Source organism: Brevundimonas diminuta (genome assembly GCF_039673845.1).
Taxonomy (GTDB): domain Bacteria; phylum Pseudomonadota; class Alphaproteobacteria; order Caulobacterales; family Caulobacteraceae; genus Brevundimonas; species Brevundimonas diminuta_E.
The window spans coordinates 220,070-244,745 of record NZ_JBDJMK010000001.1 but is presented as its reverse complement, the minus strand read 5'-3'; the positions used below and the strand labels follow the sequence as shown (position 1 = coordinate 244,745).

The 24,676-nt window shown below is 68.1% G+C and carries 26 protein-coding genes; 17 read left to right on the top strand and 9 right to left on the bottom strand.

What is annotated here, in order from left to right:
* The first annotated feature begins 3 nt into the window (after positions 1-3).
* Entirely contained in the window at positions 4-1,020 is a 1,017-nt protein-coding gene (locus tag ABE454_RS01225) for a threonine aldolase family protein (RefSeq protein ID WP_346528204.1), read from the top strand.
* A gap of 50 nt (positions 1,021-1,070) precedes the next feature.
* Complete coding sequence (locus tag ABE454_RS01220; protein ID WP_430825358.1) at positions 1,071-2,942, top strand: ABCB family ABC transporter ATP-binding protein/permease; 1,872 nt, start codon at positions 1,071-1,073, stop codon at positions 2,940-2,942.
* A gap of 5 nt (positions 2,943-2,947) precedes the next feature.
* Here ABE454_RS01220 and ABE454_RS01215 read toward each other — a convergent pair whose 3' ends face one another.
* From ABE454_RS01215 to ABE454_RS01200, 4 genes are all read right to left on the bottom strand, one after another.
* Complete coding sequence (locus ABE454_RS01215; protein ID WP_346528202.1) at positions 2,948-3,427, bottom strand: chemotaxis protein CheE; 480 nt, start codon at positions 3,425-3,427, stop codon at positions 2,948-2,950.
* On the bottom strand, positions 3,424-3,999 hold the full coding sequence (locus tag ABE454_RS01210) for a response regulator (RefSeq protein ID WP_346528200.1): 576 nt from the start codon (positions 3,997-3,999) through the stop codon (positions 3,424-3,426). The genes ABE454_RS01215 and ABE454_RS01210 overlap by 4 nt, the downstream gene beginning before the upstream one ends.
* A 107-nt stretch (positions 4,000-4,106) precedes the next feature.
* Positions 4,107-5,057: an acetyl-CoA carboxylase carboxyltransferase subunit alpha gene (locus ABE454_RS01205; RefSeq protein ID WP_346528198.1), complete on the bottom strand. Its 951-nt coding sequence runs from the start codon at positions 5,055-5,057 to the stop codon at positions 4,107-4,109.
* 85 nt (positions 5,058-5,142) lie between these two features.
* The gene (locus ABE454_RS01200; RefSeq protein ID WP_346528196.1) at positions 5,143-6,045 is read right to left on the bottom strand and encodes a site-specific tyrosine recombinase XerD; all 903 of its coding nucleotides are present in this window, start codon (positions 6,043-6,045) and stop codon (positions 5,143-5,145) included.
* Positions 6,046-6,117: 72 nt separating this feature from the next.
* Here ABE454_RS01200 and ABE454_RS01195 point away from each other — a divergent pair, with 72 nt between their 5' ends.
* Genes ABE454_RS01195 through ABE454_RS01185 form a run of 3 tightly spaced genes read left to right on the top strand, consistent with a single transcriptional unit; the run spans position 6,118 to position 8,374 of the window.
* Positions 6,118-6,684 carry a shikimate kinase gene (locus ABE454_RS01195; RefSeq protein WP_346528195.1) on the top strand — a complete coding sequence of 189 codons (567 nt, stop codon included), beginning with the start codon at positions 6,118-6,120 and terminating at the stop codon, positions 6,682-6,684.
* A complete protein-coding gene (gene aroB, locus ABE454_RS01190) occupies positions 6,684-7,790 on the top strand; it encodes a 3-dehydroquinate synthase (protein ID WP_346528192.1) in 1,107 nt (368 codons plus the stop codon). The genes ABE454_RS01195 and aroB overlap by 1 nt, the downstream gene beginning before the upstream one ends.
* Positions 7,787-8,374: a GNAT family N-acetyltransferase gene (locus ABE454_RS01185; protein WP_346528190.1), complete on the top strand. Its 588-nt coding sequence runs from the start codon at positions 7,787-7,789 to the stop codon at positions 8,372-8,374. The genes aroB and ABE454_RS01185 overlap by 4 nt, the downstream gene beginning before the upstream one ends.
* Here the strand turns inward: ABE454_RS01185 and ABE454_RS01180 are convergent.
* Together ABE454_RS01180 and tadA are read right to left on the bottom strand one after the other, a co-directional pair.
* Positions 8,371-8,838, bottom strand: a complete 468-nt coding sequence (locus ABE454_RS01180) for an MliC family protein (protein WP_346528189.1) — start codon at positions 8,836-8,838, stop codon at positions 8,371-8,373. The two genes, ABE454_RS01185 and ABE454_RS01180, sit on opposite strands and share 4 nt — an antisense overlap.
* A 10-nt stretch (positions 8,839-8,848) precedes the next feature.
* Positions 8,849-9,319 carry a tRNA adenosine(34) deaminase TadA gene (gene tadA / locus ABE454_RS01175; RefSeq protein WP_346528188.1) on the bottom strand — a complete coding sequence of 157 codons (471 nt, stop codon included), beginning with the start codon at positions 9,317-9,319 and terminating at the stop codon, positions 8,849-8,851.
* A gap of 12 nt (positions 9,320-9,331) precedes the next feature.
* Between tadA and ABE454_RS01170 the strand changes: the two genes are divergently transcribed.
* From ABE454_RS01170 to rsmD, 3 genes are read left to right on the top strand one after another with little or no spacing between them, the layout of a single operon-like run.
* Positions 9,332-10,855: a pseudouridine synthase gene (locus ABE454_RS01170; protein WP_346528186.1), complete on the top strand. Its 1,524-nt coding sequence runs from the start codon at positions 9,332-9,334 to the stop codon at positions 10,853-10,855.
* A gap of 23 nt (positions 10,856-10,878) precedes the next feature.
* The gene (locus tag ABE454_RS01165; RefSeq protein WP_346528183.1) at positions 10,879-11,301 is read left to right on the top strand and encodes a GFA family protein; all 423 of its coding nucleotides are present in this window, start codon (positions 10,879-10,881) and stop codon (positions 11,299-11,301) included.
* Between the two features lie 3 nt (positions 11,302-11,304).
* Positions 11,305-11,880, top strand: a complete 576-nt coding sequence (gene rsmD, locus ABE454_RS01160; protein ID WP_346528182.1) for a 16S rRNA (guanine(966)-N(2))-methyltransferase RsmD — start codon at positions 11,305-11,307, stop codon at positions 11,878-11,880.
* Here rsmD and ABE454_RS01155 read toward each other — a convergent pair.
* From ABE454_RS01155 to mutL, 3 genes are all read right to left on the bottom strand, one after another.
* Positions 11,863-12,138, bottom strand: coding sequence for a YjhX family toxin (locus tag ABE454_RS01155; RefSeq protein WP_346528180.1), 276 nt, complete (start codon positions 12,136-12,138; stop codon positions 11,863-11,865). The two genes, rsmD and ABE454_RS01155, sit on opposite strands and share 18 nt — an antisense overlap.
* Before the next feature lie 195 nt (positions 12,139-12,333).
* Entirely contained in the window at positions 12,334-12,804 is a 471-nt protein-coding gene (locus tag ABE454_RS01150) for a low molecular weight protein-tyrosine-phosphatase (protein WP_346528177.1), read from the bottom strand.
* A gap of 54 nt (positions 12,805-12,858) precedes the next feature.
* A complete protein-coding gene (gene mutL / locus ABE454_RS01145; protein WP_346528176.1) occupies positions 12,859-14,781 on the bottom strand; it encodes a DNA mismatch repair endonuclease MutL in 1,923 nt (640 codons plus the stop codon).
* Between the two features lie 213 nt (positions 14,782-14,994).
* Here mutL and ABE454_RS01140 point away from each other — a divergent pair, with 213 nt between their 5' ends.
* The 9 genes from ABE454_RS01140 to secF all read left to right on the top strand — a co-directional run bounded on the left by ABE454_RS01140 (position 14,995) and on the right by secF (position 24,661).
* Entirely contained in the window at positions 14,995-15,699 is a 705-nt protein-coding gene (locus ABE454_RS01140; RefSeq protein WP_346528173.1) for a YceI family protein, read from the top strand.
* 76 nt (positions 15,700-15,775) lie between these two features.
* Entirely contained in the window at positions 15,776-17,077 is a 1,302-nt protein-coding gene (locus tag ABE454_RS01135) for a YceI family protein (RefSeq protein WP_346528171.1), read from the top strand.
* A 258-nt stretch (positions 17,078-17,335) separates the two neighbouring features.
* Positions 17,336-18,748 carry a serine--tRNA ligase gene (gene serS / locus ABE454_RS01130; protein ID WP_346528169.1) on the top strand — a complete coding sequence of 471 codons (1,413 nt, stop codon included), beginning with the start codon at positions 17,336-17,338 and terminating at the stop codon, positions 18,746-18,748.
* Positions 18,749-18,919: 171 nt separating this feature from the next.
* Positions 18,920-19,711 (top strand): 5'/3'-nucleotidase SurE, encoded by a 792-nt coding sequence (gene surE, locus ABE454_RS01125; RefSeq protein WP_291782223.1) that lies wholly within the window; start codon positions 18,920-18,922, stop codon positions 19,709-19,711.
* Positions 19,708-20,352 (top strand): protein-L-isoaspartate(D-aspartate) O-methyltransferase, encoded by a 645-nt coding sequence (locus ABE454_RS01120; RefSeq protein WP_346528167.1) that lies wholly within the window; start codon positions 19,708-19,710, stop codon positions 20,350-20,352. Before surE ends, ABE454_RS01120 begins: the two co-directional genes overlap by 4 nt.
* A 128-nt stretch (positions 20,353-20,480) precedes the next feature.
* Positions 20,481-21,560: a peptidoglycan DD-metalloendopeptidase family protein gene (locus ABE454_RS01115; RefSeq protein ID WP_346528164.1), complete on the top strand. Its 1,080-nt coding sequence runs from the start codon at positions 20,481-20,483 to the stop codon at positions 21,558-21,560.
* A gap of 147 nt (positions 21,561-21,707) precedes the next feature.
* Positions 21,708-22,022 carry a preprotein translocase subunit YajC gene (gene yajC, locus ABE454_RS01110; RefSeq protein WP_346528162.1) on the top strand — a complete coding sequence of 105 codons (315 nt, stop codon included), beginning with the start codon at positions 21,708-21,710 and terminating at the stop codon, positions 22,020-22,022.
* Positions 22,023-22,070: 48 nt separating this feature from the next.
* On the top strand, positions 22,071-23,669 hold the full coding sequence (secD, locus tag ABE454_RS01105) for a protein translocase subunit SecD (RefSeq protein ID WP_346528160.1): 1,599 nt from the start codon (positions 22,071-22,073) through the stop codon (positions 23,667-23,669).
* A complete protein-coding gene (gene secF / locus ABE454_RS01100; protein WP_346528159.1) occupies positions 23,669-24,661 on the top strand; it encodes a protein translocase subunit SecF in 993 nt (330 codons plus the stop codon). Before secD ends, secF begins: the two co-directional genes overlap by 1 nt.
* Positions 24,662-24,676 lie beyond the last annotated feature (15 nt).

Below are 24,676 nucleotides of genomic sequence, written 5' to 3'. Positions count from 1 at the left end.
GCCGTGCGTTTTGATTTCGGTTCCGACAATACCGCAGGCATGGCGCCTTCTGCGCTTCAGGCCATGGTCGACGCCAATGCGGGGTTTGCGCGGGCCTATGGGGCGGATGAAACCTCGGCGCGGGCCGCTGATCTGATCCGCCAGACGCTGGATGCGGACGCAGAGGTGCGCTTCGTCTTCAGCGGCACCGCCGCCAACGCCATCGGCCTGTCGATGCTGGCGCGGCCATATGAGGCGGTGCTGGCCCATCATGCGGCCCATGTCTGCACCGATGAAACCGGCGCGCCGGGCTTCTTTGGTCAGGGCGTGGGGCTGATCGGCCTGCCGGGCTATTCGGGCAAGATCGATGTCGCCGCCCTTTACGCCGCCCTTGAAGAGGCTGAGGTCCCCCATCGCCAACCGGCGGCGGCGCTCAGCCTGACCCAGACCACGGAATATGGCGCCGTCTATTCCGAAGAGGAATTGCGCCTGCTGATCGAACCGGCCCGGCAGGCGGGACTGGGCGTGCATATGGACGGGGCGCGCCTGTCCAACGCCGTGGCGGCGGGCTTTGACCCCAAGGATATTCCGCGCCTGGGCGTTGATGTCCTGTCGTTCGGCGGCGCCAAGGCGGGGGCGAATTGCGTTGAGGCGCTGGTGATCTTCAACCGGTCGCTGACGCGTCGGATCGACAACCGGCTGAAACAGGCGGGGCAGACGGCGTCCAAGGGACGGCTGCTGGCCGCGCCGATGCTGGGCCTGCTGGAGTCCGGCGACTGGCTGTCGGGCGCCGCTCACGCCAATCTGATGGCCCAGCGGCTGGCCGACGGCATCGAGGCGCGAACGCCTTTCGTTCTGGCCCATCCGGTCGAGTCGAACACCGTCTTCGTGCGGATGCCGGACGAGGCGCATCAGGCGCTGAATGCGGCGGGCTGGGCCTGTTATCAGTTCGACGACGGATCGGTGCGTCTGGTCTGTTCATGGGCGACGGACGAGGCGTCGGTCGACGCCCTGATCGACGCCGTGGCGAGCCTGGACTGATATGGCGGTCGTGGCCCGCCCCGGAAACATGATGGCGGCGGGGTCTGCAGATGCGCGGTGAACGTTCGGGCCGACGGGGCGATGTGGCGGCCAAGGCCATGAATGCGGGCGTTGATCCTGCACAACAGGAAGCCCCGCCGACGCTGGAGGCGCTGAAAAACCTGATCGGCGTCGTGGCCCGGTCGGGCGCGCCGCAACTGCCGTGGCGCGTGGCGGGGGCGATCCTGCTGACGCTGGCGGGCAAGGGGCTGGGCGTGCTGGCGCCTCTGGTGCTGGGCGCGGCGGTCAACCATCTGGCGGCGGATCAGGGACCGGCGGCGTCCATGGGGCTAGGCTTCGCCGCCTTCGCCGTGGGCTGGGCGCTGGTGCGCTTTCTGTCGTCGGCGACGCCGCAGTTGTCCGACGTGGTGTTCGCCCCCGTTCGGGCGGCGGCCCAGCGCAAGACGGCGGCCGAGACCTTCGCCCACGCCCTCAGCCTGTCGCTGGATTTCCACCAGACGAAGCGCTCCGGCGCCCTGTCGCGGGTTATGGACCGGGGATCGCGCGCGGTGGACTTCCTGCTGCGGATCCTGATGTTCAACCTGGGGCCGACGGTGCTGGAGCTGGCGCTGGCGGCGGCGGTTCTGGGAGGCAAGTACAACTGGCGATTCGGCGCCGTGGCGGTGGCCGTGGTGCTGGTCTATGCGGTCACGACCTTCGCCATGGGCAACTGGCGGCTGGAGCACCGGCGCGCCATGAACGCCGCCGACAGCGAGGCGGCGGGCCTGTCGGTTGACGCCCTGCTGAACTATGAAACCGTCAAGTCGTTCGGCGCCGAGGGCCGGGCGGCGCAGGCCTATGAAGCCTCGCTGGCGACCTATGCCAAGGCGTCGCTGAAGGCCAACACTTCGCTGGCGGCGCTGAACCTGATCCAGGCGCTGATCATGAACGTCGGCCTGGGGATCATGGCCGTCATGGCCGGGTTCGAGGCGGCGGCCGGGCGTATGGGGCCGGGGGATGTGACGGCAGCGGTGCTGATCATGATCTCCCTCTATGCGCCGTTGAACATTCTGGGCTTCGCCTATCGGGAAATCCGCCAGTCTTTCATCGACATGGAAGAGATGCTGAAGGTGACGCGTCAGGCGCCCCAGGTGGCCGATGCGCCGGGCGCCATCGACCTGCCAAGGCCCGAGAGCGGCTGCGGCGCCGACATCGTCTTCGACCATGTGGGCTTCCGGCACGACGCGCGGGCGGCGGGGCTGGACGACGTCAGCTTCGTCACGCCGGCGGGGACGACGACGGCTCTGGTCGGGCCGTCGGGGGCGGGCAAGTCCACCATCGTCAAGCTGGCCCTGCGTCTGCTGGACCCGCAGCAGGGCGCCGTGCTGATCGACGGCCGCGACGCCCGCAGCGTTACTCAGGCTTCGCTGAGGGCGGCGGTGGCCCTGGTGCCGCAGGACGTGGCCCTGTTCAACGACACCCTCGCCGCCAACATCGCCTTCGCCCGGCCCGATGCGGACGAGGCGGCCGTCTGGGCGGCGGCTGAGGCGGCGGAACTGGCGGACTTCATCCGCAACCTGCCCGAGGGCATGGACACGCGCGTCGGCGAGCGAGGCCTGAAACTGTCGGGCGGCGAGCGTCAGCGGGTGGGCATCGCCCGCGCCCTGCTGGCCGACCCCTGCGTGCTGATTCTGGATGAGGCGACCAGCGCCTTGGACAGCCGCACAGAGGCCGCCATCCAGAAGACCCTGCGGCGCGCCCGCACCGGCCGCACGACGCTGGTGGTCGCGCACCGCCTGTCGACCGTGGCCGACGCTGATCAGATTCTGGTGCTGAAGGCGGGCCGTATCGTCGAACGCGGCGCCCATCATGAGCTGGTGGCGCGTCAGGGCGGGGAATATGCGGCCCTGTGGCGCAAGCAGACGCGCGGGGCGAAGACCTGAGGCGACTAGGCTTCAGGCTCTCCGGCGCCCGGAACCTTGGCCTTCAGCACGTCCTTGAGGCTATCCAGCACCTTGGCGCGGGCGTCTGCGGCGTCGGCGGGCAGGGTCAGCAGCAGGCGCAGCGCCTGGGCGTGAACCGTGACCACGCGCCAGTCGAAGGGACGCCCCTCAGGCGCCGCGTCGATCAGGTCGCACAGATTGGCCGCCGCCGCGCACAGGTCGTTGAGCTCAAACGGCCCGGCGGCGTCGATCACGGCGCTGGCGTGGGCATAGGCGGCGTCGAGCGCCTTTGCGCCCGGGCCTTCGGGAACGGGCAGGGCGCCCAGGGCCGAGACGTGCTGCTGGATGATTTCGCGGCTGCGGGGCTCCAGCTCGGCCAGATTGGCGCGGGCCTGGTTCAGGGCGACGCCGACGCTGACGCCTCCGGGCTGATCGACCAGGGTCGACAGGCGGCTGCGGCGACGATTATGCGTGATGACCGTCATGGATGCGCCGCCGCCCTGCGTTCCTGTTCAAAAGCCGTCTTGCGGATTTCCTCGGCGCGGCGCTCGGGGCCGGGCCATTCCTCGCTGCGGAAACGCCGGTCGGGGCCGAAATAGTCGCCGACCTCAAGGAAGGGCCGGTTGTCGCGCGCCACCCAGACGATCCGCTCCAGCAGCAGGCCCGCGCTGAACGGCTTGGTGATCAGGAAGTTGGCGCCGCAGTCCCGCGCATCGGACACCTTGGAGCGGCGGACGTGGGCCGCGGTCATGATGACGGGAGCATAGGCGTTCGGCTCCAGCCCCGAACGGCGCAGCCAGCGCACAAACTCATAACCGCTCATGCCCGGCATTTCGCAGTCGACCATGATGAGGTCGACTGGACAGTCCTGCAGAATGGCGATGGCGTCGGCCGCGCTTTCGCAGGCGTGACGCACCTTAATGCCGAAGCCCAGCAAAGCCTGCGCCGTCAACTCCAGCGAAAAGGGAGAATCGTCGATGACCATGGTCACCGCGCCGTCGAAGTTGAACACCGCGCTTTCGCGCAGGGATTCGCCGACCCCGTTCATGCCGCGCATGGGGGCCTCCCGGCTGTGGCGGAAGGAGAGGGAGCGAATCGCATCATGTCAGCTTCGGCGGCGAAGCGGCGCCGCGCAATCGCGATCAACGCCGGATCAGCCTCAGATCAACCGAGACGGCCGATGGCGTAGAAGCGATCAGCGCGCTGTTGCTTCAACTGCTCCGGCGACAGGGTCGACAGGGCCTTCAGCTCTTCTTCCAGCGCCTGGCCGACGTTCCGCATGGCCTTTTCGCGGTCAGCGTGGGCGCCGCCCAGCGGTTCGGGGATGACGCGGTCGACGATCTTCAGCTCTATCAGATCCGGCGCCGTGATCTTCATGGCGTTGGCCGCGTCCTTGGCCCGCGAGCCGTCGCGCCACAGGATGCCCGCCGCGCCCTCGGGCGAGATCACCGAATAGATGGAATGCTCCAGCATCAGCACCCGATTGGCGCAGGCGATGGCGATGGCGCCGCCCGACCCGCCTTCGCCCGTCACCGTGGCGATGGAGGGGACGGCGAGGGTCAGGCCGCGCTCGGTCGAGCGGGCGATGGCCTCGGCCTGACCGCGCTGTTCGGCGCCGATGCCCGGATAGGCGCCCGCCGTGTCGACGAAGGTCATGACGGGCAGGCCGAACTGCTCGGCCATGTCCATCAGGCGGATCGCCTTGCGATAGCCCTCGGGCATGGCCATGCCGAAGTTGTGGGTGATGCGGGTCTGGGTGTCGTGGCCCTTTTCATGGCCCATGACGACGACCGGCTGGCCGCGGAAACGCGCCAGACCGCCCAGAATGGCCTGATCGTCGCCGAACTGACGGTCGCCGTGCAGTTCGACGAAGTCGGTGAACAGGCCGTCGACGTAATCGACGAAGTGCGGACGCTGCGGGTGGCGCGCGACCTGGGTGCGCATCCACGGATCAAGGTTGGCGTAGGCCTTGGTGCGCAGGGCGTCGGCCTTTTTGCGCAGGGCGGCGATCTCGGCCTCGAACGAACCGCTGGTGGGCGCCAGCAGCGACAGCTCGGCGATCTTGGCGTCCAGTTCGGCGATCGGCTTTTCGAATTCGAGATAGTGCGTGGCCATTAGGCGTCCGTGAGGAGGAAGCGCGCATTGCGCTACGGAAGGCGGCGGAAACTAGAGCGCGCAGCGCCGGGGGGCAAGCGCGGGTTCAGTCATCCTTCGCCAGGGGGTGATTAGCGTGGACCACCTGCGACAGGCGATCGGTGGCGACATGGGTGTAGATCTGGGTGGTCGAGATGTCGGCGTGGCCCAGCAGGGTCTGCACGACGCGCAGGTCCGCGCCCCCTTCCAGCAGGTGGGTGGCGAAGGCATGACGCAGGACGTGGGGGCTGACGCGCGCCGGATCGATTCCCGCCGTGATCGCCGCCTGATCCAGAAGCTGGGCGAAGCGGCGCGGCGTCAGATGGCCGCTTTTGCCGTGCGAGGGGAACAGCCACGCACTGTCCGGCGCGCCGGGCTTTCGCGCGGCGTCGCGGGCCTCCAGCCACGCGCGGATCGCCTCGCGCGCGGCGGTGTTCAGGGGGGCTAGCCGTTCCTTGCCGCCCTTGCCGCGCACGATCAGATAGGCCGGGTCGCGCCGCACGGCCTCAACCTTCAGCGCCAGCAGTTCGGACACCCGCAGGCCCGAAGCGTAGGCCATCTCCATCAGGGCGATCAGCCGCAGAGCCGCCGCGCCGTCATGGGCGCTGGCCGCCGCCAGCAGGGCCTCGATCTCATCGCGGCTGAGGGTCTTGGGCAGGCTGCGGCCCTGTCGGGGCGCGTCGAGACGGCGCGAGGGGTCGTCGGCGCGCCAGCCCTCGCCCAGCGCAAACCGATAGAACTGGCGCACCGAGGCGCGGCGCCGCGCGGCCGTGGCGGCGGACAGGCCCCGTCGCGACAGATCGGCGAACCATGCCTCAAGCGCCTCCTGCGGGGCGGCCATCAGGCCTCCGGCGTCGCCCAGCCATGTCTCCGCATCCGCCAGATCGCGGCCATAGGCGGACAGGGTGTGGGGCGATGCGTCGCGCTCCACCGCCATCATTTCCAGAAAGGCTTCGATCTGTGGGGTCATGCTGTCTCTTGCGGCGGCGCCGGCATCGGGGTGTGGAGCCGGGCGGCGTCTGGTGTAGAGGGTATACGGACCATGCCTTCTGACGCCCCGCCTGATTCCTTTCCGCTGCCTTCCGTCCGCACCATAGCCCTGGTGGGGCTGATGGGCGTCGGTAAATCGACCGTGGGGCGACGACTGGCGACGCGGCTTGGCCTGCCGTTCGCCGACGGCGATCATGTGATCGAAGAAGCGGCGGGCATGACCATCAATGAGATCTTCGCCACGCGCGGTGAGGGCGAGTTCCGCGCGGGCGAGGCGCGGGTCATGCGCCGCCTGCTGGAGGGGCCGCCGATCGTGCTGGCCACCGGCGGCGGGGCGGTGCTGAACGCCGAGACGCGCGCCCTGATGAAGCAGCACGCCGTCAGCATATGGATGAAGGCGGACCTGAAGATCATCGCCGACCGCGTCGGGCGGCGCGACACACGCCCCCTGTTGCGCAATCGTGATCCGCTGACGACGCTGAGAGAGTTGGCGAAGGTGCGCTATCCGATTTACGGCGAGGCGGACCTGACAGTGGATGTCGGCAGCGGTTCGCACGCCCACGCCGTCGAGGTCATATTGAAAGAGTTAAGCCGCTTCGGACGGCAGGAGAGTAAGTGATGACGACCACGATCGCGGTCGCGGGCGGCGCCTTCGCCCCCTATGAGGTCGTTGTCGGGCGGGGGCTGCTGAAAACGGCGGGCGCCGAGGTCGCGGCACTGAAGCCGACCCGCGCCTTCATCGTCAGCGACGACAAGGTTGCCGCCATCCACGGTGAAACGGTGCACGCGTCGCTGGAGGCGGCGGGCCTGTCGACCGGCATTGTGAAGGTCCCGGCGGGCGAGGCGTCCAAATCCTTTGAACAGCTTGAAGCCGTGCTGGACCGCCTGCTGGCCGAAGGGCTGGACCGCAAGAGCATGGTCGTCGCCCTGGGCGGCGGCGTGGTGGGTGATCTGGCCGGTCTGGCGGCGGCCCTGTTCATGCGCGGTGTCGACTTCGTGCAGGTGCCGACGACCCTGCTGGCGCAGGTGGATTCCTCGGTCGGCGGCAAGACGGCGATCGACACGCCGCGCGGCAAGAACCTGATCGGCGCCTTCCATCAGCCGCGCCGGGTGCTGGCGGACATCGAGGCGCTGGCCACCCTGCCGGCGCGGCAGGTGCGCTCGGGCTGGGCCGAGGTGCTGAAGCACGGGCTGATCTGCGACGCGGCCTTCTTCGACTGGCTGGGCGCGGAAGGGGCGGCGGGCGCGCAGGGCGACCCGGATGCGCTGGAGCGGGCCGTGATCCGCTCGGTCGAGATCAAGGCGCAGATCGTCGGTGAGGATGAGAAGGAGGCGGGCCGTCGCGCCCTGCTGAACCTGGGCCACACCTTCGGTCATGCGCTGGAGGCCGAACTGGCCTTCGGCGAGACCTTGACCCACGGCGAGGCGGTGGCGCTGGGCTGCGCCATGGCCTTCCGCTATTCGGCGCAGCAGGGACTGTGTCCGGCGTCGGAGGCCGAGCGCGCCGAGGCGGGCATCCGCGCGGCAGGACTGCCGACGCGGCTGTCAGAGGTGGATCACGCCTTCGCCGCAGACGCCCTTCTGGCACGCATGGCCGGGGACAAGAAGGCTGAGGGCGGACGCCTGACCCTGATCCTGGCGCGGGCCGTGGGCGACGCCTTCACCGACAAGAATGTAGATGCCGGGGCGGTGCGCGCCTTCCTGATCGGGGAGGGGGCGGCGTGAACCTGCCGCCCGTCGTCCTCGAAGACGCCTTCGTGCGGCTGGAGCCGTTCAATGCGGCGCTGAGGGATGAGGCAAGGGCGGCGCTGGACTGTGATCCCGAGGCATGGAACGGCATGGTCGGCGCGGCTTGCGGTCCGCATTTCGACGGCTGGTGGGATGGGGCCATCAAGGCGATGGCGGCGGGCTCGCGCATCGCCTTCGCCGTACGCCGCCGCAGCGACGGCGCCGTTGTCGGCACGACCAGCCTCTATGAGATCAAGCCTGAACACCGGCGCTGCGAGGTCGGTTCGACCTTCTATCGGCCCGAGGCGCGGGGCGGGCCGATCAATCCGGCGTGCAAGCGCCTGTTGCTGGATCACGCCTTCTCCAACGGCGCCATCCGCGTCGAGATTATCACCGACGCCCTGAACGCCCCCAGTCAGGCCGCGATCCGCAAGCTGGGCGCGACGTTCGAGGGCGTGCTGCGTCGGCACAAGATCACCTGGACCGGCCGCGAGCGCGACACGGCCCAGTTCTCCATCCTCGATGATGAGTGGCCGCAGGTGCGGCGGGGGCTGGACGAACGTCTGGCGCGCTACGCCTAATCTATCGCCCGGCATTCCACGGGTTCGCGCCCGGCGGCGGTCCAGGTGGCCTCATTGCCCTTGCCGCGCAGTTCGTGGCCGGAGGCGCGATACCAGATGCCGGACGCGGCGCGCTGCTGATACAGGTCGAAGGCTTCCCCGTGTGAGGTGCGCACCGTGGCCATCTGGCGCGGGTTGTCGAAGTCGACCGACAGACGCTCGGCGTTTCCGCACAGATAAACGGCGCTGATGACGCGGTTCAGGGCGCGATCCTGGATTTCCGCGCCGGTGCGGCGCCGTGCGGTCTGGGCCTCCAACGCGCGTTCGCGCACCTGATCGCTGTCTGTCGGGGCTTCGCGCGGCTCAGGGCCGCAGGCGGCGACAAGAACAAGAGCGGTTGCGGCGACGGTCAGTCGCAGGGTGCGGATCGGCAATGGAACCTCTTCCAGTGTCAGACGGGCCAGTTTCAGATGGACCAGTGTCAAGCTTGTGGGGTCAACGCCCCGGGTCAGGCGCCGTTCCGGCGCGTGTTTTCCGACGCGATCGGAAGAAGCCGCGCAGCATCTCCGCCGCTGGATCGGCCATGACGCCGCCCTCGCTGTGCGGACGCCAGTGGCAGGTCGGCTGGTCGAAGAAACGCCCGCCGTGGATGACGGCGCCCCCCTTGGGATCATCCGCCCCCCAGACCACGCGGCCGATGCGGGCGTGGCTGATGGCGCCCGCGCACATGGCGCACGGCTCCAGCGTGACATACAGAGTCAGGTCCGTAAGGCGATAATTCTGCAACTTGGCCGCAGCATCGCGCAGGGCGATGATCTCGGCATGGGCGGTCGGATCATGGGCTGTGATGGGCCCGTTTTGCCCGCGCCCAAGCACTTCGCCGGTGTTTTCGTCCACGATCACGGCCCCGACCGGCACCTCGCCAGCGTCAGCCGCCGCTTGCGCCAGATCGAGCGCCATGCTCATGAACCGCTCATCATGGATCGCCATCCCAAAGACAACGACAAGAAGCCCCGCTCCCGTCAAGACGACGGCGCGCGCGGTCCCCGCAATTTCGCCGATAAAGGCCCGCGAAAGCCTTTCGACAAGGACGCAAAGCCGGGCGGCAAGCCGCGCGACCGCGCCGGAGGCAAGCCGGGCGACAAATCCGCGCCCGAGGCCAAGGGTCCTGAACGTACCGAACGAATCGCCAAGGCCATGGCGCGCGCGGGCATCGCCTCGCGGCGCGAGGTCGAACGCCTGATCGGTCTGGGCAAGGTGGCGGTGAACGGCCGCATCCTGGCCACGCCCGCCGTTCTGGTGAAGCGCGACGACAAGATCACCGTCGACGGCAAGCCGATCGGCGCCACGCAGGCGACGCGCGTCTGGCGCTATCACAAGCCCGCGGGCCTGATCACCAGCCATAACGACCCGGCGGGGCGCCCGACCGTGTTCGACGCCCTGCCCAGCGGCCTGCCGCGCGTGATTTCGGTCGGCCGCCTCGATCTGGCGACCGAGGGCCTGCTGCTGCTGACCAATGACGGCGAACTCAGCCGGGCGCTGGAGCTGCCGGACACGGCCCTTGTGCGTCAGTATCGCGCCCGTGCGCGCGGTCGCATCACGCAGGAGCAACTGGACAAGCTGAAGGACGGGGTGGTCGTCGACGGCGTGCGCTATGGCCCCGTGATCGCCACCATCGACAAGGCCAAGGAAAAGGCCGAGGGCGAGAAGTCGTCGGCCAATCTGTGGCTCAGCGTCCAGATCAGCGAAGGCAAGAACCGCGAAGTCCGCAAGGTGCTGGAAAGCATCGGCCTGACGGTCAACCGCCTGATCCGTCTGGCCTATGGTCCGTTCCAGCTCGGCACCCTGCCGGTCGGCGCGGTCGAGGAAGTCGGCCCGCGCGTGATCCGTGAAATGCTGGCCGAGCATATCCGCCCCGAGAACCTGCCGACCGGCAACACGGTCGAGACGCCCGCGCCGGTTCCGGGCCGCCGCACCGGCACGCCGATCGTGCGCGGCAAGTCCGGCTCGGCCATGTCGGACCCCTCGCGCAAGCCCAGCCGGGTGCGCGCCGCGGAAACCGCCGCCGAGGAAGGCGCCGAGTTCGGCAAACCCGCGAAGAAGGACGGCTGGGCCAAGGCCAAGCCGAAGTTCGAACACGCCAAGACCTTCAAGCCCCGCGCCCGTCCCGGCGAAGGCGAAGCGTCAGCAGACGGCGAGCGCCCGCGCCGTCCGTTCAAGCCGCGCGAACCGCGCGCCGACCAATTCATCGACGACCGGCGCGGCCCGCCCAAGGGCGGCCGTCCCGGCGCCAAGCCCGGAGGCAAGCCGTTTGGTCGCCCTGGCGGCGCAGGCGGCCGGTCGGACGCGCGTCCCGACACGCGCTTCGGCGAACGCTCCGACTCTCGTTCTGGCGATCGTCCCGGCGGTCCGCGCGGCGGGGGCAAGCCGTTCGGCGGCAAACCCTTCGGCGGCAAGCCTTCGGGCGGCGGCGGTCGAGGCGGCCCGCGCGGACGCGGCTGATCCCTTAAACGGAGGCCAAGGTCATGACGCAGGCTGAAACACGGCTGAACGGTCGCTGTCTGTGCGGGGCGGTGCGCTTCACTGCCTTGCCTGCTGGCGGGATGCACGCCTGCCATTGCGAGCGGTGCCGTCGCACCTCGGGCGGGGTGTCGCTCAGCGTCGATTGCGGCGACAGCGTCGACGTCGAGGGTCCGCTGGCGACCTATGACTCGTCCGACTGGGCCGAGCGGCAGTTCTGTTCGGCCTGCGGCTCCAACCTGTTCTGGCGGCTGAAGGCGGGCGGGATGGTGATGGTTTCGGTTCAGGCGTTCGACGACCCGTCGGCCTTCGCCTTCGACAGCGAGATCTATATCGACGCCAAGCCCGCCAACTACGCCTTCGCCGGCGACCGCTCCCGCATGACCGGCGCCGAGGTCGAGGCCCTCTATGTGGGCGAAGAGACGTAATCCATGCGCATCGTAGCGGGCGGCCTGAAGGGCCGCGCCATCGTCACGCCCGAGGGGCAGAACACCCGGCCGACCTCGGATCGGGCGCGTCAGGCGATCTTCAACGTGCTGGAACACGCGCCGTGGGCCGAAGGTTTGCATGAGGCGCGGGTGATCGACCTCTATGCTGGATCGGGCGCGCTGGGGTTTGAAGCCCTGTCGCGCGGGGCGGCCTTCTGCCTGTTCGTGGACACGGACGACGGCGCGCGCGGGGCGATCCGCGAGAATATGGACGCCTATGGCCTGTTCGGCCGGTGCCGGGTGCATCGGCGCAGCGCGACCGATCTGGGGCCGCGCCCCGGTTCGGCTGGCGAAGCCTTCACACTGGCGTTTCTGGATCCGCCCTACGCCAAAGGCTTGGGAGAGCAGACGCTGGCGCGCTTGCTGGAGGGCGGCTGGCTGGCGCCGGGCGCCATCGTGGTGTTCGAGCGCGGCTCGGACGAGCCCGAGATCGACACGCCCGGCTATGAGCGGTTGGACGCGCGCGACTATGGCGCCGCGCGCGTCCTGTTTCTCAGGGCGTCAGAAGCTTCGGCCTGAGGTCCGGTTATCGGCCCGGCTTCGCAGGCGGCTGAGGCCCTCGCGGTTGACGACATAGGGGCCGCCGTTGCGCGACTTGATGACGCCCTTGCGCTTCAGGCTGCGCCATTGATCAAGGTTGCAGCCGTCCAGCACCCAGCCTTCGCGGGTGAAGCAGCGGGCGGCCAGGATGCGGCCCTGTTCGTCGCGTTCCAGCTGGATGCGACCGCCCTGGGCGAGGGCGTGGAGCGTGCGTTGCTCCGCACGTGACAGGTTCATGGGATTGAGATTTCCAAGGCATGAGAAGACACGCGCCCGGCGCATCGCGGCGCGGGGCGGGCTCAGGAGGCCTCGGGACGATCAACGTCCGGGCCCTATGCCGTGGCTACAATCTCAAACATGGTTCGGTCCCGGTGGACCCTCATTGGCGTAAGGCGCGGCTTATAGCGCGCGGCGTCGGCGGCGGCCAGTTCGTCAGGGTTCGCGACGCTGCAACCGGGCGGCCAGGGCGCGGGCCCCGGCCGTGACATCGGCCCAGGTGATGTCGAAGCCGTCGTCTTCGCCGTAATAGGGATCGGCTACGGCCTGACCGGCGCGGCCCTCGACGTGATCGAGCAGCAGCGACAGTTCCGCCGTCGCATCGGGCGGGGCGAGGCGGCGCAGGTTGGCCAGATTGTCGTGATCCATCGCCACCAGATGAGTAAAGCGCCGGAAATCCGCGGGCTTCACCTGACGCCCGCGCAGGGCCGAGATATCGACGCCGTTCTTCAGGGCGACCGCCTGAGCGCGGTGGTCGGGCGGGGCGCCGACATGCCAGTTTCCTGTGCCGGCGGAATCCGTGATGGCGTCCAGATTCAGGCGGCGCGCCTCTTCGCGGAAGGCGGCTTCGGCCAGCGGCGAGCGACAGATGTTGCCAAGGCAGACGAAGAGGATGCTGTAGATCATTGCTGTTTTATACGCTCATGTCGGCGAAGGCCGGGATGAGCTGGGATGGAGTGGTCATCTGCGCCCGAACAGCTTTTCCATGTCGTGCAGTTTCAGTTCCACATATGTCGGACGGCCGTGGTTGCACTGGCCCGAGTGAGGGGTGGCCTCCATCTGACGCAGCAGGGCGTTCATTTCGGGCGCCGACAGGACGCGGCCTGAACGCACCGAGCCGTGGCAGGCCATGGTGCCGCAGACCTCGGCCATGCGCTCCTTCAGCGACAGGGCGGCGCCGTGTTCGGACAGGTCGTCGGCGATGTCGCGGATCAGGCCCTGAACGTCGGTGTCGCCCAGCAGGGCGGGCGTCTCGCGCACCAGCACCGCGCCTGCGCCGAACGCCTCGACGATCAGGCCCATCTCGGCCAGTTCCTCGGCCTTGGCGGCGACGCGCTCGGCCTCGGCGGGGTCCAGTTCTACGACTTCGGGCGTCAGCAAGGCCTGGCGAGTGACGGCGCCGTCGGCCATCTGGGCCTTCATCCGCTCATAGACGAGGCGTTCGTGTGCGGCGTGCTGATCGACGATGACCAGGCCGTCGCGGGTCTGGGCCACGATGTAGTTGGCGTGAAGCTGCGCCCGCGCGGCGCCCAGCGGATAGTCGATCAGATCGACCGGGGCAGGGGCGCCGGGCGTGATCTGGCCTGCGTGGTCGGCCTGAATCTCGCCAAGAGTGCGATAGCTGGGGGCGGCGGCTTCACCGCTCCACGTATGCTCGACGCGGCCGGAGCGCTCGTTGAGGCCCGGCAGGTTCTGGGCGGCGGCGTCCGGTTGCGACCAGCCCTGCCAGCCGCTCCAGCCCGGCGCGGCGTTGCTGAACGACTGCGGCGCGGCGGGGTTGTAGAGGGCCTCGCCCGTATGCGGCCGGAACCCTGACAGGGCGTCGGCGGCGACCGTGGTCGAGGCGCGGTGTCCCGCCGCGTGCAGGGCGTGGCGCAGGGCGCCGACGATCAGGCCGCGCACCAGCGCCGGATCGCGGAAGCGGACCTCCGCCTTGGCCGGGTGGACGTTCACGTCGACATACAGCGGGTCGATGTCGATGAAGAGGGCCGCCGCCGGGTGCCGGTCGCGCGCCAGGAAGTCGGCGTAGGCCCCGCGCAGGGCGCCCTGCAGCAGGCGGTCGCGCACCGGCCGTCCGTTGACGAACAGGAACTGGTGCGCCGCATTGCCGCGCGAATAGGTCGGCAGCCCCGCATAGCCGGACAGACGCACGCCGTCGCGCTCCTGATCGATCAGCAGGGCGTTGGCCTCGAAGTCGCGGCCCAGAAGGGCGCCCAGACGCTTCAGCCGTCCCTCGTCCCCGGGATGTTCTGCGGGCAGGCGCAGCGTCGTCTTGCCGTCCAGCGTTAGGGTGAAGGCGACGGCTTCATGCGCCATGGCCTGACGCTTGATCTCTTCGGAGATGGCCATCGCTTCGGCCCGCTCGGACTTCATGAACTTCAGCCGGGCGGGGGTGGCGTAGAACAGGTCGCGCACCTCGACCCGCGCGCCGTGCGGGCCGGGGAAGGCGGCGGGCGACAGGGGGCGCTGGGCGCCGCCCTCGACGGAGACGGCCCAGGCGTCGTTCTGGGGCTGGCCCGCCTCGGCTCTAGCGCGGGTCGTGATGTTCAGCCGGGCGACCGAGCCGATAGAGGGCAGGGCCTCGCCCCGGAAGCCCAGGGTGAAGATACGCAGCAGGTCGACGTCGCCCGCATCGTCCGGCTCCAGCTTCGAGGTGGCGTGGCGTTCGATGGCGACCGGCAGTTCGTCGCGCGGGATGCCCTTGCCGTCGTCGGCGATGAGGATGCGGGTCAGGCCGCCGCCGTCCGCCTGAATCTCGATGCTGCGGGCGTCAGCGTCGATGGCGTTCTCGACCAGTTCCTTGATGGCGCTGGCCGGGCGTTCGACCACTTCGCCGGCGGCGATGCGGTTGACGGTTTCGGGGGGGAGGCGGCGAATGGTCATGTGAGTCGCAAGGATAGGCGCCGTCGCCGCCGGACGCACCTCAATCCTGTTTTTGTGAGCAGGATGACGATTTTCGTGATGCGGGGACTTGAAGGGCGTCAATGGCAACATATACTGTTGCAGTCACGACGGCGAAACCGAACCGACACACGACCTGTTTATGGACCTTCTGTCCAGTTTTCCTTTCAACCGCCTGATTGAGGTTTTCTCCCCATGAAGATCAAAGCCGCCCTGATCGCCGCATCGGCCGCCGCCCTGCTGGCCGCCTGCAGCCAGCCCGCCGACACCGCTGGCGCCCCCAAGGCCGACGCCGCTTCGAGCGCGCCCGTCGCGCTGAAGGCCACCTCGGGCGTCTATGTGATGGACCCGACCCACGCCTCGCTGCAGTGGTCGCTGCCGCACAACACGATCTCGAACTACACGGCGCGCTTCAACAAGTTCGACGCCAAGATCACGCTGGATACGGCTAATCTCGCCAACAGCACGGTCGAGGCGACCATCGATCCGTCCTCGGTCGACGCCAATTATCAGGGCGACTATCTGGGCACCCACGCCGCCACCGGCTTCAAGAGCTGGAGCGAGGATATCGCCAAGAACAAGAACTTCCTGAACGCGACCGCCTTCCCGCAGATCACCTTCAAATCGACCAAGGTCGAGCTGACGGGCGCGCGCACGGCCAAGGTGACAGGCGACCTGACCTTCCTGGGCGTGACCAAGCCGGTGACGCTGGACGCCACCTTCAACGGCGATCTGGAAAAGCATCCCTTCATGCCGGTTCCGGCCATCGGCTTCGCGGCTGAGGGCAAGTTCAAGCGCACCGACTTCGGGATGCCGCTGGGCCCGGTCGGCGATGAGGTGACGATCCGCTTCGACGCCGAGTTCGTTCAGGAAGCCGCCCCGGCTGCTCCGGCCGCCTGATAGGCGAATATACGATGGAGGGGCGGGGCCGACTGGTCCCGCCCTTTTCATGTCCAGACTGAACGCGAGACTTCTGATGACCCGCCGTCCCAGCCGCTACAGCGCCGTCGCCATCGCCCTGCACTGGCTGATCGCGGTCGCCATCCTGTCGATGATCCCGATGGGCTGGTGGATGAGCGACGCCATCGTTCAGCCGGACACTCAGGCGCTGGCCTATCGCGTTTTCCAGATTCACAAGTCGATCGGCTTTCTGATTCTGGCGCTGACGGCGCTGCGGATCGTGTGGCGACTGACGCACCCGGTTCCGGCTCTGCCGGGCGCCATGAAGGGGTGGGAGCAGGTCGCCGCGCGGGCGACGCACGCCGCCTTCTACGCCCTGATGCTGGCGCTGCCGCTGACGGGGTGGGCCTATGTCTCGACCGGATGGGCCGTGGTCACGGACACGCCGCTGGCCGTGGCGACCAGCTGGTTCGGCCTGTTCACCATTCCGCACCTGCCCTTCATCGAACACGCTTCCGAAGCCGCCCGCCGCGCGACGGCGTGGATGGCCATGGGCGCGCACAGCAAGCTGGCTTGGGGCGCGGTCGTGCTGGTCGCCCTGCACGTCGGGGCGGCGCTGAAACACCAGTTCTTTGAGCGCGACGGCGTGCTGTCGCACATGATCCCGGTCCTGCCGCATGGCGATGACGCGCACGGCGTCGCGCCCGAGCCGACGCCGGCCGTCCGCTGGGCTGAGCGGCTGGCGGGCGTGGCCTTTGTGATCGTGATCGGCGTGGCCTTCGGGCTGGCGGCCAAGCCCGCGCCCAAGACGGAAGGGCAGGCGGTCGCCTCGGCGCCTGTCGCCGCGCCTGCGGCTGACGCGGCTGTGACGCCGGGCACGGCCGCCGCCTGGACCGTGGACAGGGCCGCCTCGACCATCCAGTTCACCGGAACCCACACCGGCAAGGCCTTCACCGGCCGGTTCGAGCAGTGGGACGCGCAGGTCTGGTTCGACCCGGCCGATCTGGCGGGCTCGAAGGCCGTGGTGACGGTCCAGACCGGCACGGCCAAGACCGGTGACGCCACCCAGGAAGGCAGCCTGCCCGGCGCCGAATGGTTCGACACGGCGACCTATCCGACCGCCCGTTTCGAGGCGACGGCGTTCAAGGCGCTGGGCGGGAACCGCTATGAGGCGACGGGAACCCTACGCATCAAGACGACGACGCTCCCGGTCGTCCTGCCCTTCACCTTTGACGAGGTGGATGGGGCGGCGACGGTCGCGGGCAAGCTGGAGCTGGACCGCACGGCGTTGAACATGGGCATGATATCCGACGCGGGCGGCGACTGGGTGTCCAAGGCCATCGGCGTCGAGATCAAGGTGAAGGCGGCGCGGGTGTAAACCGCTTTCCCTTCCCCCTCGATGGGGGAAGGGCAGGGATGGGGGTGCGTGCGCGACGCTGCTTGATCGCGCGCAGGAGGCGCTGCGTCTCCTGAGATCAGCCATCAAGCGCCCTGCCTTCACCCCCACCCAACCCTCCCCCATCGAGGGGGAGGGCTTGTCGAGTTGGGTGGAAGAGGCGCTCAGCATTTGCCCGACTCCGCGCGGGGCGCTACAGCCTTCGGCTCTCCCTCCCTTGAGCGCCGAAAGAGCGACGCCATGCACGATATCCGAGCCATTCGCGACAATCCCGAAGCCTTCGTTGCGGGCTGGTCGTCGCGCGGCGTGGATGACGCCGCCGATGTGGTCGCGCGCATTCTGGCGTTGGACGTCGACCTGCGCGCCGCCCAGACGCGCGGTCAGGACGCCTTGGCCAAGCGCAACGCCGCCTCCAAAGCCATCGGCGCCGCCATGGGCAAGAAGGACATGGCTGAAGCCGACCGCCTGAAGGCCGAGGTCGAGGCCCTCAAGGGCGAGATCGCCGACGCGGGCGAAGCCGAAACCGCCAAGGGCGCCGAACTGCGCGACCTGCTGGCCGGGCTGAAGAATCTAGCCGCCGCCGATGTGCCGGACGGCGAGGACGAGAACGACAACGTCGAAGTCCTGAAATGGGGCGAGCCCCGCACGACCGGTCCGGCCAAGGATCACGCCGATCTGGGTGAGGCTTTGGGCCTGCTGGACTTCGAGGCTGCCGCCAAGATGTCCGGCTCGCGCTTTGCCGTGCTGAAGGGCCAACTGGCGCGTCTAGAACGCGCCATCGGCCAGTTCATGCTGGACCTGCAGACGGACACGCACGGGTATCAGGAAGTGAACCCGCCGTTGCTGGTCCGTGACGACGCGATGTTTGGCACGGGGCAGTTGCCGAAATTCGAAGAAGATCTCTTTGCCGCGGCACCTCCGGTAAGCACGGAGATAAAGCTTAGCTATTTCGAAGCTTTGCTAGCTGAAACGCCGATGGATTCTCCGCTGCAGAGCCGCCCGAAGGAGTATGCTTCGGCTATTGGTTTCGTGGATTTGCATGCGCAGCGCTACCTCATCCCTACCGCCGAAGTCTCCCTGACCAACCTCGTGCGCGAGCAGATCCTGTCCGAGGACGAGGTCTCACAGCCCATGCGCATGACCGCCCTGACGCCGTGCTTCCGGGCCGAGGCCGGTTCGGCGGGGCGCGATACGCGCGGCCTGATCCGCCAGCACCAGTTCTCCAAGGTCGAGATGGTCTCCATCTGCCGTCCCGAGGACTCCGAGGCCGAGCATGAGCGCATGACGGGTTGCGCCGAGGCGGTGCTGCAGGCGCTGGAGCTGCCCTATCGCAAGGTGCTGCTGTGCAAGGGCGACATGGGCTTCTCGGCGCAGAAGACCTATGACCTTGAGGTCTGGCTGCCTTCGCAGAACACCTATCGCGAGATCAGCTCCTGCTCGAACTGCGGCGACTTCCAGGCCCGGCGCATGGACGCCCGGTTCAAGCGCGCGGGCGAGAAGAAGACCGAGTTCCTGCACACCCTGAACGGCTCGGGTCTGGCGGTCGGCCGCACCCTGGTCGCGGTGATGGAAAACTATCAGCAGGAGGACGGGACCATCGCGGTTCCGGCCGCCCTGCAGCCCTATATGGGCGGCTTGAAGCAGGTGGGCTGATCCTTCTCACCTTGTGGAAGAAGGTGGGCCGCGCAGCGGCTCGGATGAGGGGTTGCTCAGACAGAAGATGCTAGTGGCGAGTGCAGACGACATGATTACCGGCCGGGGTTCGACCCCTCATCCGTCTGGCTTCGCCAGCCATCTTCTCCCGCAAGGGGAGAAGGAAGCCTGATGCGTATCCTCCTCACCAACGACGACGGCATCGAGGCCGAGGGCCTGGCCTGTCTTGAGAAAATCGCCCGCGCCCTGTCGGACGACGTCTGGGTCGTCGCGCCCCAGACCGAGCAGTCGGCCAAGGGGCGGGGCATCACCCTGACCGAGCCGCTGCGCGTCAATCAGCTGGGCGACAAGCGGTTCGCTGTGACCGGCACGCCGACGGACTGCGTCATCCTGGCCGTCAACGACATCATGCCCGAGAAGCCCGATCTGGTGCTGTCGGGCGTCAATCGCGGCCACAACGTGGGCGAGGACGTCAGCTATTCCGGCACTGTGGCGGGCGCCCTTCAGGGCATGGCCTTCGGCATCCGCTCCATCGCCCTGTCGCAGTCGCTGGAGCGTTTTCACGACGAGGCGGTCGCCCATTGGGAAACGGCCGAGGCCTTTGGTCCCGGCATCGTCGCCCGCCTGCTGGAGCAGAAATGGGGGGAGGGCGTGGTCATGAACGTCAACTTCCCGCGCCTGCCGCCCGAATTGGTCAAGACGGTCGAGGTGACGCGTCAGGGCTTCCGCGACATCGGCGAGATGCACGCCATCCGCCGCACCGACCTGCGCGGCCGCGACTACTACTGGATGGCCTTCCGCGGCGCGCCGCAGGAGCACGCCGACGGCACCGACTTGCGGGCGATGGACGAGGGCCGCATCTCGGTCACGCCGCTGCACATCGACCTGACGCACATGCAGTCGGTCAACGATCTGAAGAAGGTGCTGGGCGGCGCCCCGCCCAAGGGGCCGCAGGAAAAATGAGCCTCAGGGACGACCGCGCGGGCCGATTGATCCTGTCGCTGCGGCGTCAGGGGGTGACGGACGCGCGGGTTCTGAAGGCGATGGAATCCATCGACCGCGCCGTCTTCGTCCATGAGAAATTCCTCGATCAGGCGTGGGAGGATCAGGCCCTGCCGATCGACTGCGCCCAGACGATCAGCCAGCCCTATATCGTCGGCCTGATGACCCAGGCGCTGCAGGTCGGCCCGCGCCATCGGGTGCTCGAGATCGGCACTGGCAGCGGCTATCAGTGCGCGGTTCTCAGCCGCATGGCGCGCTTTGTCTATTCCGTCGAGCGTTACAGAAGCCTCTTAACCGAGGCCGAGAACCGGTTGAAAATACTAGGTATCGATAATGTCTTCACCCGTCACGGCGATGGCGGACAGGGCTGGGTGGAGCAGGCGCCGTTTGATCGGATCATGGTCACGGCGGCGTCGCCGCATGAGCCGACCGAGCTGCTGAAACAGTTGAAGCCGGGCGGCGTTCTGGTCGCCCCTGTCGGGCGCACTTCGGTGCAGATGCTGAACCGCTACACCGGCCAGCCGGACGGCAGCTTCCAGCGCGAAAGCCTGTGCGAAGTCCGCTTCGTTCCTCTGGTCGAAGGGACGGCGAAAGAGGGGTGAGGGACGAAATCTCACCGCTCCATTAACCTTTCCGCCCCACTTTTGCGCGGGTTGCCGGGTTGGATTCGACCGTGGGTCGGGGCAAACCGGCTTCTGAATGCTGAATCAAGGTTAATACGGAGAGACGCATGAGCGGCTTTACAGGCTGGATCAGGGCGGCGGCGGTCGTCGGCGGGGCGCTGGCGGTGACGGCGTGTTCGACCTATCCGAGCGAGCCGCGCTATTCGACCCGGCCGACGACGCCGGGCGCCTATCCGCAGCAGCCGGGGCAACAGCCCGGCGCCAATCCGAACAATCCCTATTATCAGGGCCAACCGACCCAGCCGCAGCCGCAACCGCCTGTCCAGCCGCCGGTCGATGAAGGCCCGCGCGCTCCGGCTGGAAACATCGAAGGCGGCGGACTGCCGCCGCCGGGCGGGCCGGCCTATCCCTCGACCGGAGCGCCGGTCACGGTGACGCCGCCGCCTGCGGCCGGTAATCCCGGCATGCCGGGCGCTACCTATGTGATCCAGCAGGGCGACACGATTTCCGGCGTTGGCCGCCGGTTTCGCACTCCGGTCCAGATCCTGATCGACCTGAACGGTCTGGGGCCGCGCGGCGCCATTTCGTCCGGCCAGCGCATCATCCTGCCCGACAGCGCCGTGGACGGGGGCTCGGACCCCTATGCCACGGGTCCGTCGCCGGTCGGGGTCCGCACCCCGAACAACGGCGTCGCGCCGCCTCCGCCGCCTCCGCCCAGCGGTAATACGCCGCTGCCGCCGCCGACCCGTGCGCCTGCGGCGACAACGCCGACGGCGCCTGCGGCCCCGGTCGGCCAGCCGCTGGCCCTGCAATGGCCGGTGCGGGGCGACATCCTGCGTCGTTTCGGTCCGGTGGGCATGGGCGAGCGCAACAACGGCATCAATATCGGCGCCACGGCCGGAACCGAGGTGAAGGCCTCGGCCGACGGCACGGTGGCCTATGTCGGCGACGACATCGTGGGGCAGGGGCTGACGGTTCTGGTTGTCCACCGCGATGGATGGCGCACCGTCTATGGCCATCTGGGCTCGGCCACGGTGCGTGACGGGGCGCAGGTTCGCGCCGGTCAGACCATCGGCACGGTGGGTCTGACAGCCGGTGACGGCCGTCCGTCCATCCACTATGAAGTGCGTCAGATGCGCGGCGATGATCCGGTCGCGCTGGACCCGCTGACGGTCCTGCCGCGCTGATGGCGTGAAAAGAGGCGTCCGGGCGGCTGCGTCCGGACGCTCTTGTCATCAGGTCGCGTTGCAAATCGGCCCGGCGCACCCTAGTTTCCGCGCCTTGTTTTCGAAGGGCCCCCAATGGAGGCGCGGCCCGCGTCGGGGAGTTTTCTAATGACTGCAGCCCAAGACGGCGGCCTGATGGCTCTTGTCGTTCAGATCGCGCCGATCGTCGCGATCTTCATCCTGTTCTACTTCCTGATGATCCGTCCGCAGCAAAAGCGGATGAAGGCGCATCAGACCCTGATCGCCGGCGTCAAGCGCGGCGACGAAGTCGTCCTGTCGAACGGCATGGTCGGCAAGGTCACGCGCGTCGAGGATTCTGAGGCCATGGTCGAGATTTCGCAGGGCGTGAACGTCCGCGTGGTCAAGGCGATGATCGCCGAGGTGCGTAACCGCACCGCCATCGCCGCCAACGACAAGGGCTGATAGCCTCGCCCCGGCGCCGCGCGCGCCGGCCCTGTAGAGAACCGAGACATGATTCAGCTTGCACGCTGGAAGATCACCCTGCTCGCGCTGTCGCTCGTTTTGGGCCTGTTCCTGGCCTATCCGAGCGTCCTGTCGCCAGCCCAACGCGAGGCTTTGCCGAGTTGGCTGCCGAGCAATGGCCTGAACCTGGGCCTGGACCTTCAGGGGGGCTCATACCTCCTGCTTGAGGTCGATGTGCCCGAGATGCGCCAGAAGCGCATCACCAACCTGATGGAAGACGTCCGCGTCAGCCTGCGGGAAGATCAGGTCAACATCGCCGGAATGCAGCGCGAGGCAGGCGGCGTCGTCGTGACGGTCGCCGAAGGCGCGGCCTATGATACGGCCTTCAACACCCTGCGCACCATGAGCCAGCAGGGCGTCGGCCCGACCGGCCAGCCTGACCGCGTGGCGACGAAGCTGGGCGGCGGCCGCATCCGCTTCGCCTTCACCGACGCCGCCCTGTCCGGCATGGGCGCGACGGCCGTCGATCAGTCGATCGAAGTGGTCCGCCGCCGTCTGGACAGCTCGGGCACCAAGGAAATCGCCATCACCCGTCAGGGCGCGGACCGGATCGTCATCCAGGCGCCGGGCCAGAGCGACCCGGCCGAGCTGGAACGTCTGGTGGGCCGCACGGCTCAGCTGACCTTCCAGATGGTCGACACCTCGCCGACGGGCCTGACGGACGCCATGGCGGGCCGCGTGCCGCCGGACGCCGAGCTGTTGGTCGATGATGCGGGCACGCCCTATCTGGTGAAGCGTCGCGTACTGGTCTCGGGTGAAAACCTGACCCGCGCCAGCGTCGGTTCGGACCAGAACAATCGCCCGGCCATCGATTTCCAGTTCGACAGCCAGGGTTCGCGTCGCTTCGGCGAGGCGACGGCCCAGAACATTGGCAAGCCTTTCGCCATCATCCTGGACGGCAAGGTCATCTCGGCGCCGACCATCCAGTCGCCCATCACCGGCGGCCGGGGCCAGATCACCGGCAGCTTCACCATCGCTTCGGCGTCTGAACTGGTGAACCTGTTGAACGGCGGCGCCCTTCCGGCTCCGCTGAAGGTCGAGGAACGCCGCGTCGTCACCGCCGAACTGGGCGCCGACGCCGTGGCCGCGGGCGCCCTGTCGACCGCCCTGGGCTTTGTCATCATCGTTGTCTTCATGATCCTGGCCTATGGGTTCGTGTTCGGCGGCGTGTCGGTGCTGGGCCTGCTGCTGAACGGCATCCTGATCGTGGCGGCCATGTCGCTGACGCAGGCGACGCTGACGCTGCCGGGCATCGCCGGTCTGATCCTGACCTTCGCGGTGGCCGTTGACGCCAATGTGCTGATCTATGAGCGGATGCGTGACGAAGCGCGTCAGGGACGTTCGGTGATCGCCTCGATGGATGCAGGCTTCAACCGCGCCATGGGCACCATCATCGACGCCAACCTGACGACCCTGGTGGCGGCCATCATCATGTTCATGTTCGGCGCCGGGCCGGTCCGCGGCTTCGCCTGGACCCTGACCATCGGCGTGTTCACCTCTGTCTTCTCGGCCGTCCTGACGGCCCAGGTCCTGCTTGGCTACTGGCTCAAGGTCGCCAAGCCCAAGAAACTGCCGATCGCGGAGTGATGGCGATGCGTGGATGGCCTCTAATCAAAATCCTGCCGCACAAGACGAACTTCCAGTTCGTCAAATACGCCAAGGGCTTCGCCATTGTTTCGGCGATCCTGACGGTTGCGGCGATCATCGGCTGCTTCTATCCGGGCCTGAACATGGGCATCGACTTCCGGGGCGGCGCCTCGATGGAAGTCGCCAAGCCCGCCGGACAGGTGCTGGAGCTGGACAGGCTTCGCGGCGCCGTCACCGGCCTGAACCTGGGCGATGTTCAGGTGCAGGGCATCGCACGACGCGACAGCAATCTGGATGACGGCTCGACCGCCATCGTCCGCTTCCAGGTGCCGGACAATGAAGACCAGACCGCTGTCGTCCAGCGCGTCGAGGGCGCGATCAGCCAGGCGGTCGGCGACGTCTCCTATTCGGGCGTCAGCGTCGTCGGCTCCAAGGTGTCGGGCGAACTTCTGCTCAACGGCGTGCTGGCCCTGGTCGTGGCCGTGGTGCTGATGTTCCTCTACATCGCCTTCCGCTTCCCGTGGCAGTTCGGGATCGGGGCGGTCGCAGGACTGCTGCACGACGTGGCGCTGACCTTCGGCCTGATCGTCGCCCTGCGCATGGAGTTCAGCCTGACGCTGGTCGCGGCCCTGCTGACGGTCATCGGCTATTCGATGAACGACACCGTCGTCGTGTTCGACCGTCTTCGCGAGAACCTGCGCAAGTACAAGGTCATGCCCCTGCGTGACGTGATCGACCTGTCGATCAACGAGACCCTGTCGCGGACCATCATCACCGGCGTAACCACGGTGCTGGTGCTGATCGCCCTGGCGATTTTCGGCGGCGAGGCCCTGCGCGGCTTCTCGATCACCCTGGCGCTGGGCGTGGTGCTGGGCACCTTCTCGTCCATCTATGTGGGCGCGCCGATCATCCTGCTGTGGGGCGTGGACCGCAGCGGCGGCAACAAGGCCGACGCCACGCCGGTCAAACTGGGCATGGCCAGCCGTCCGTAAGGACGCTAGCCGAAC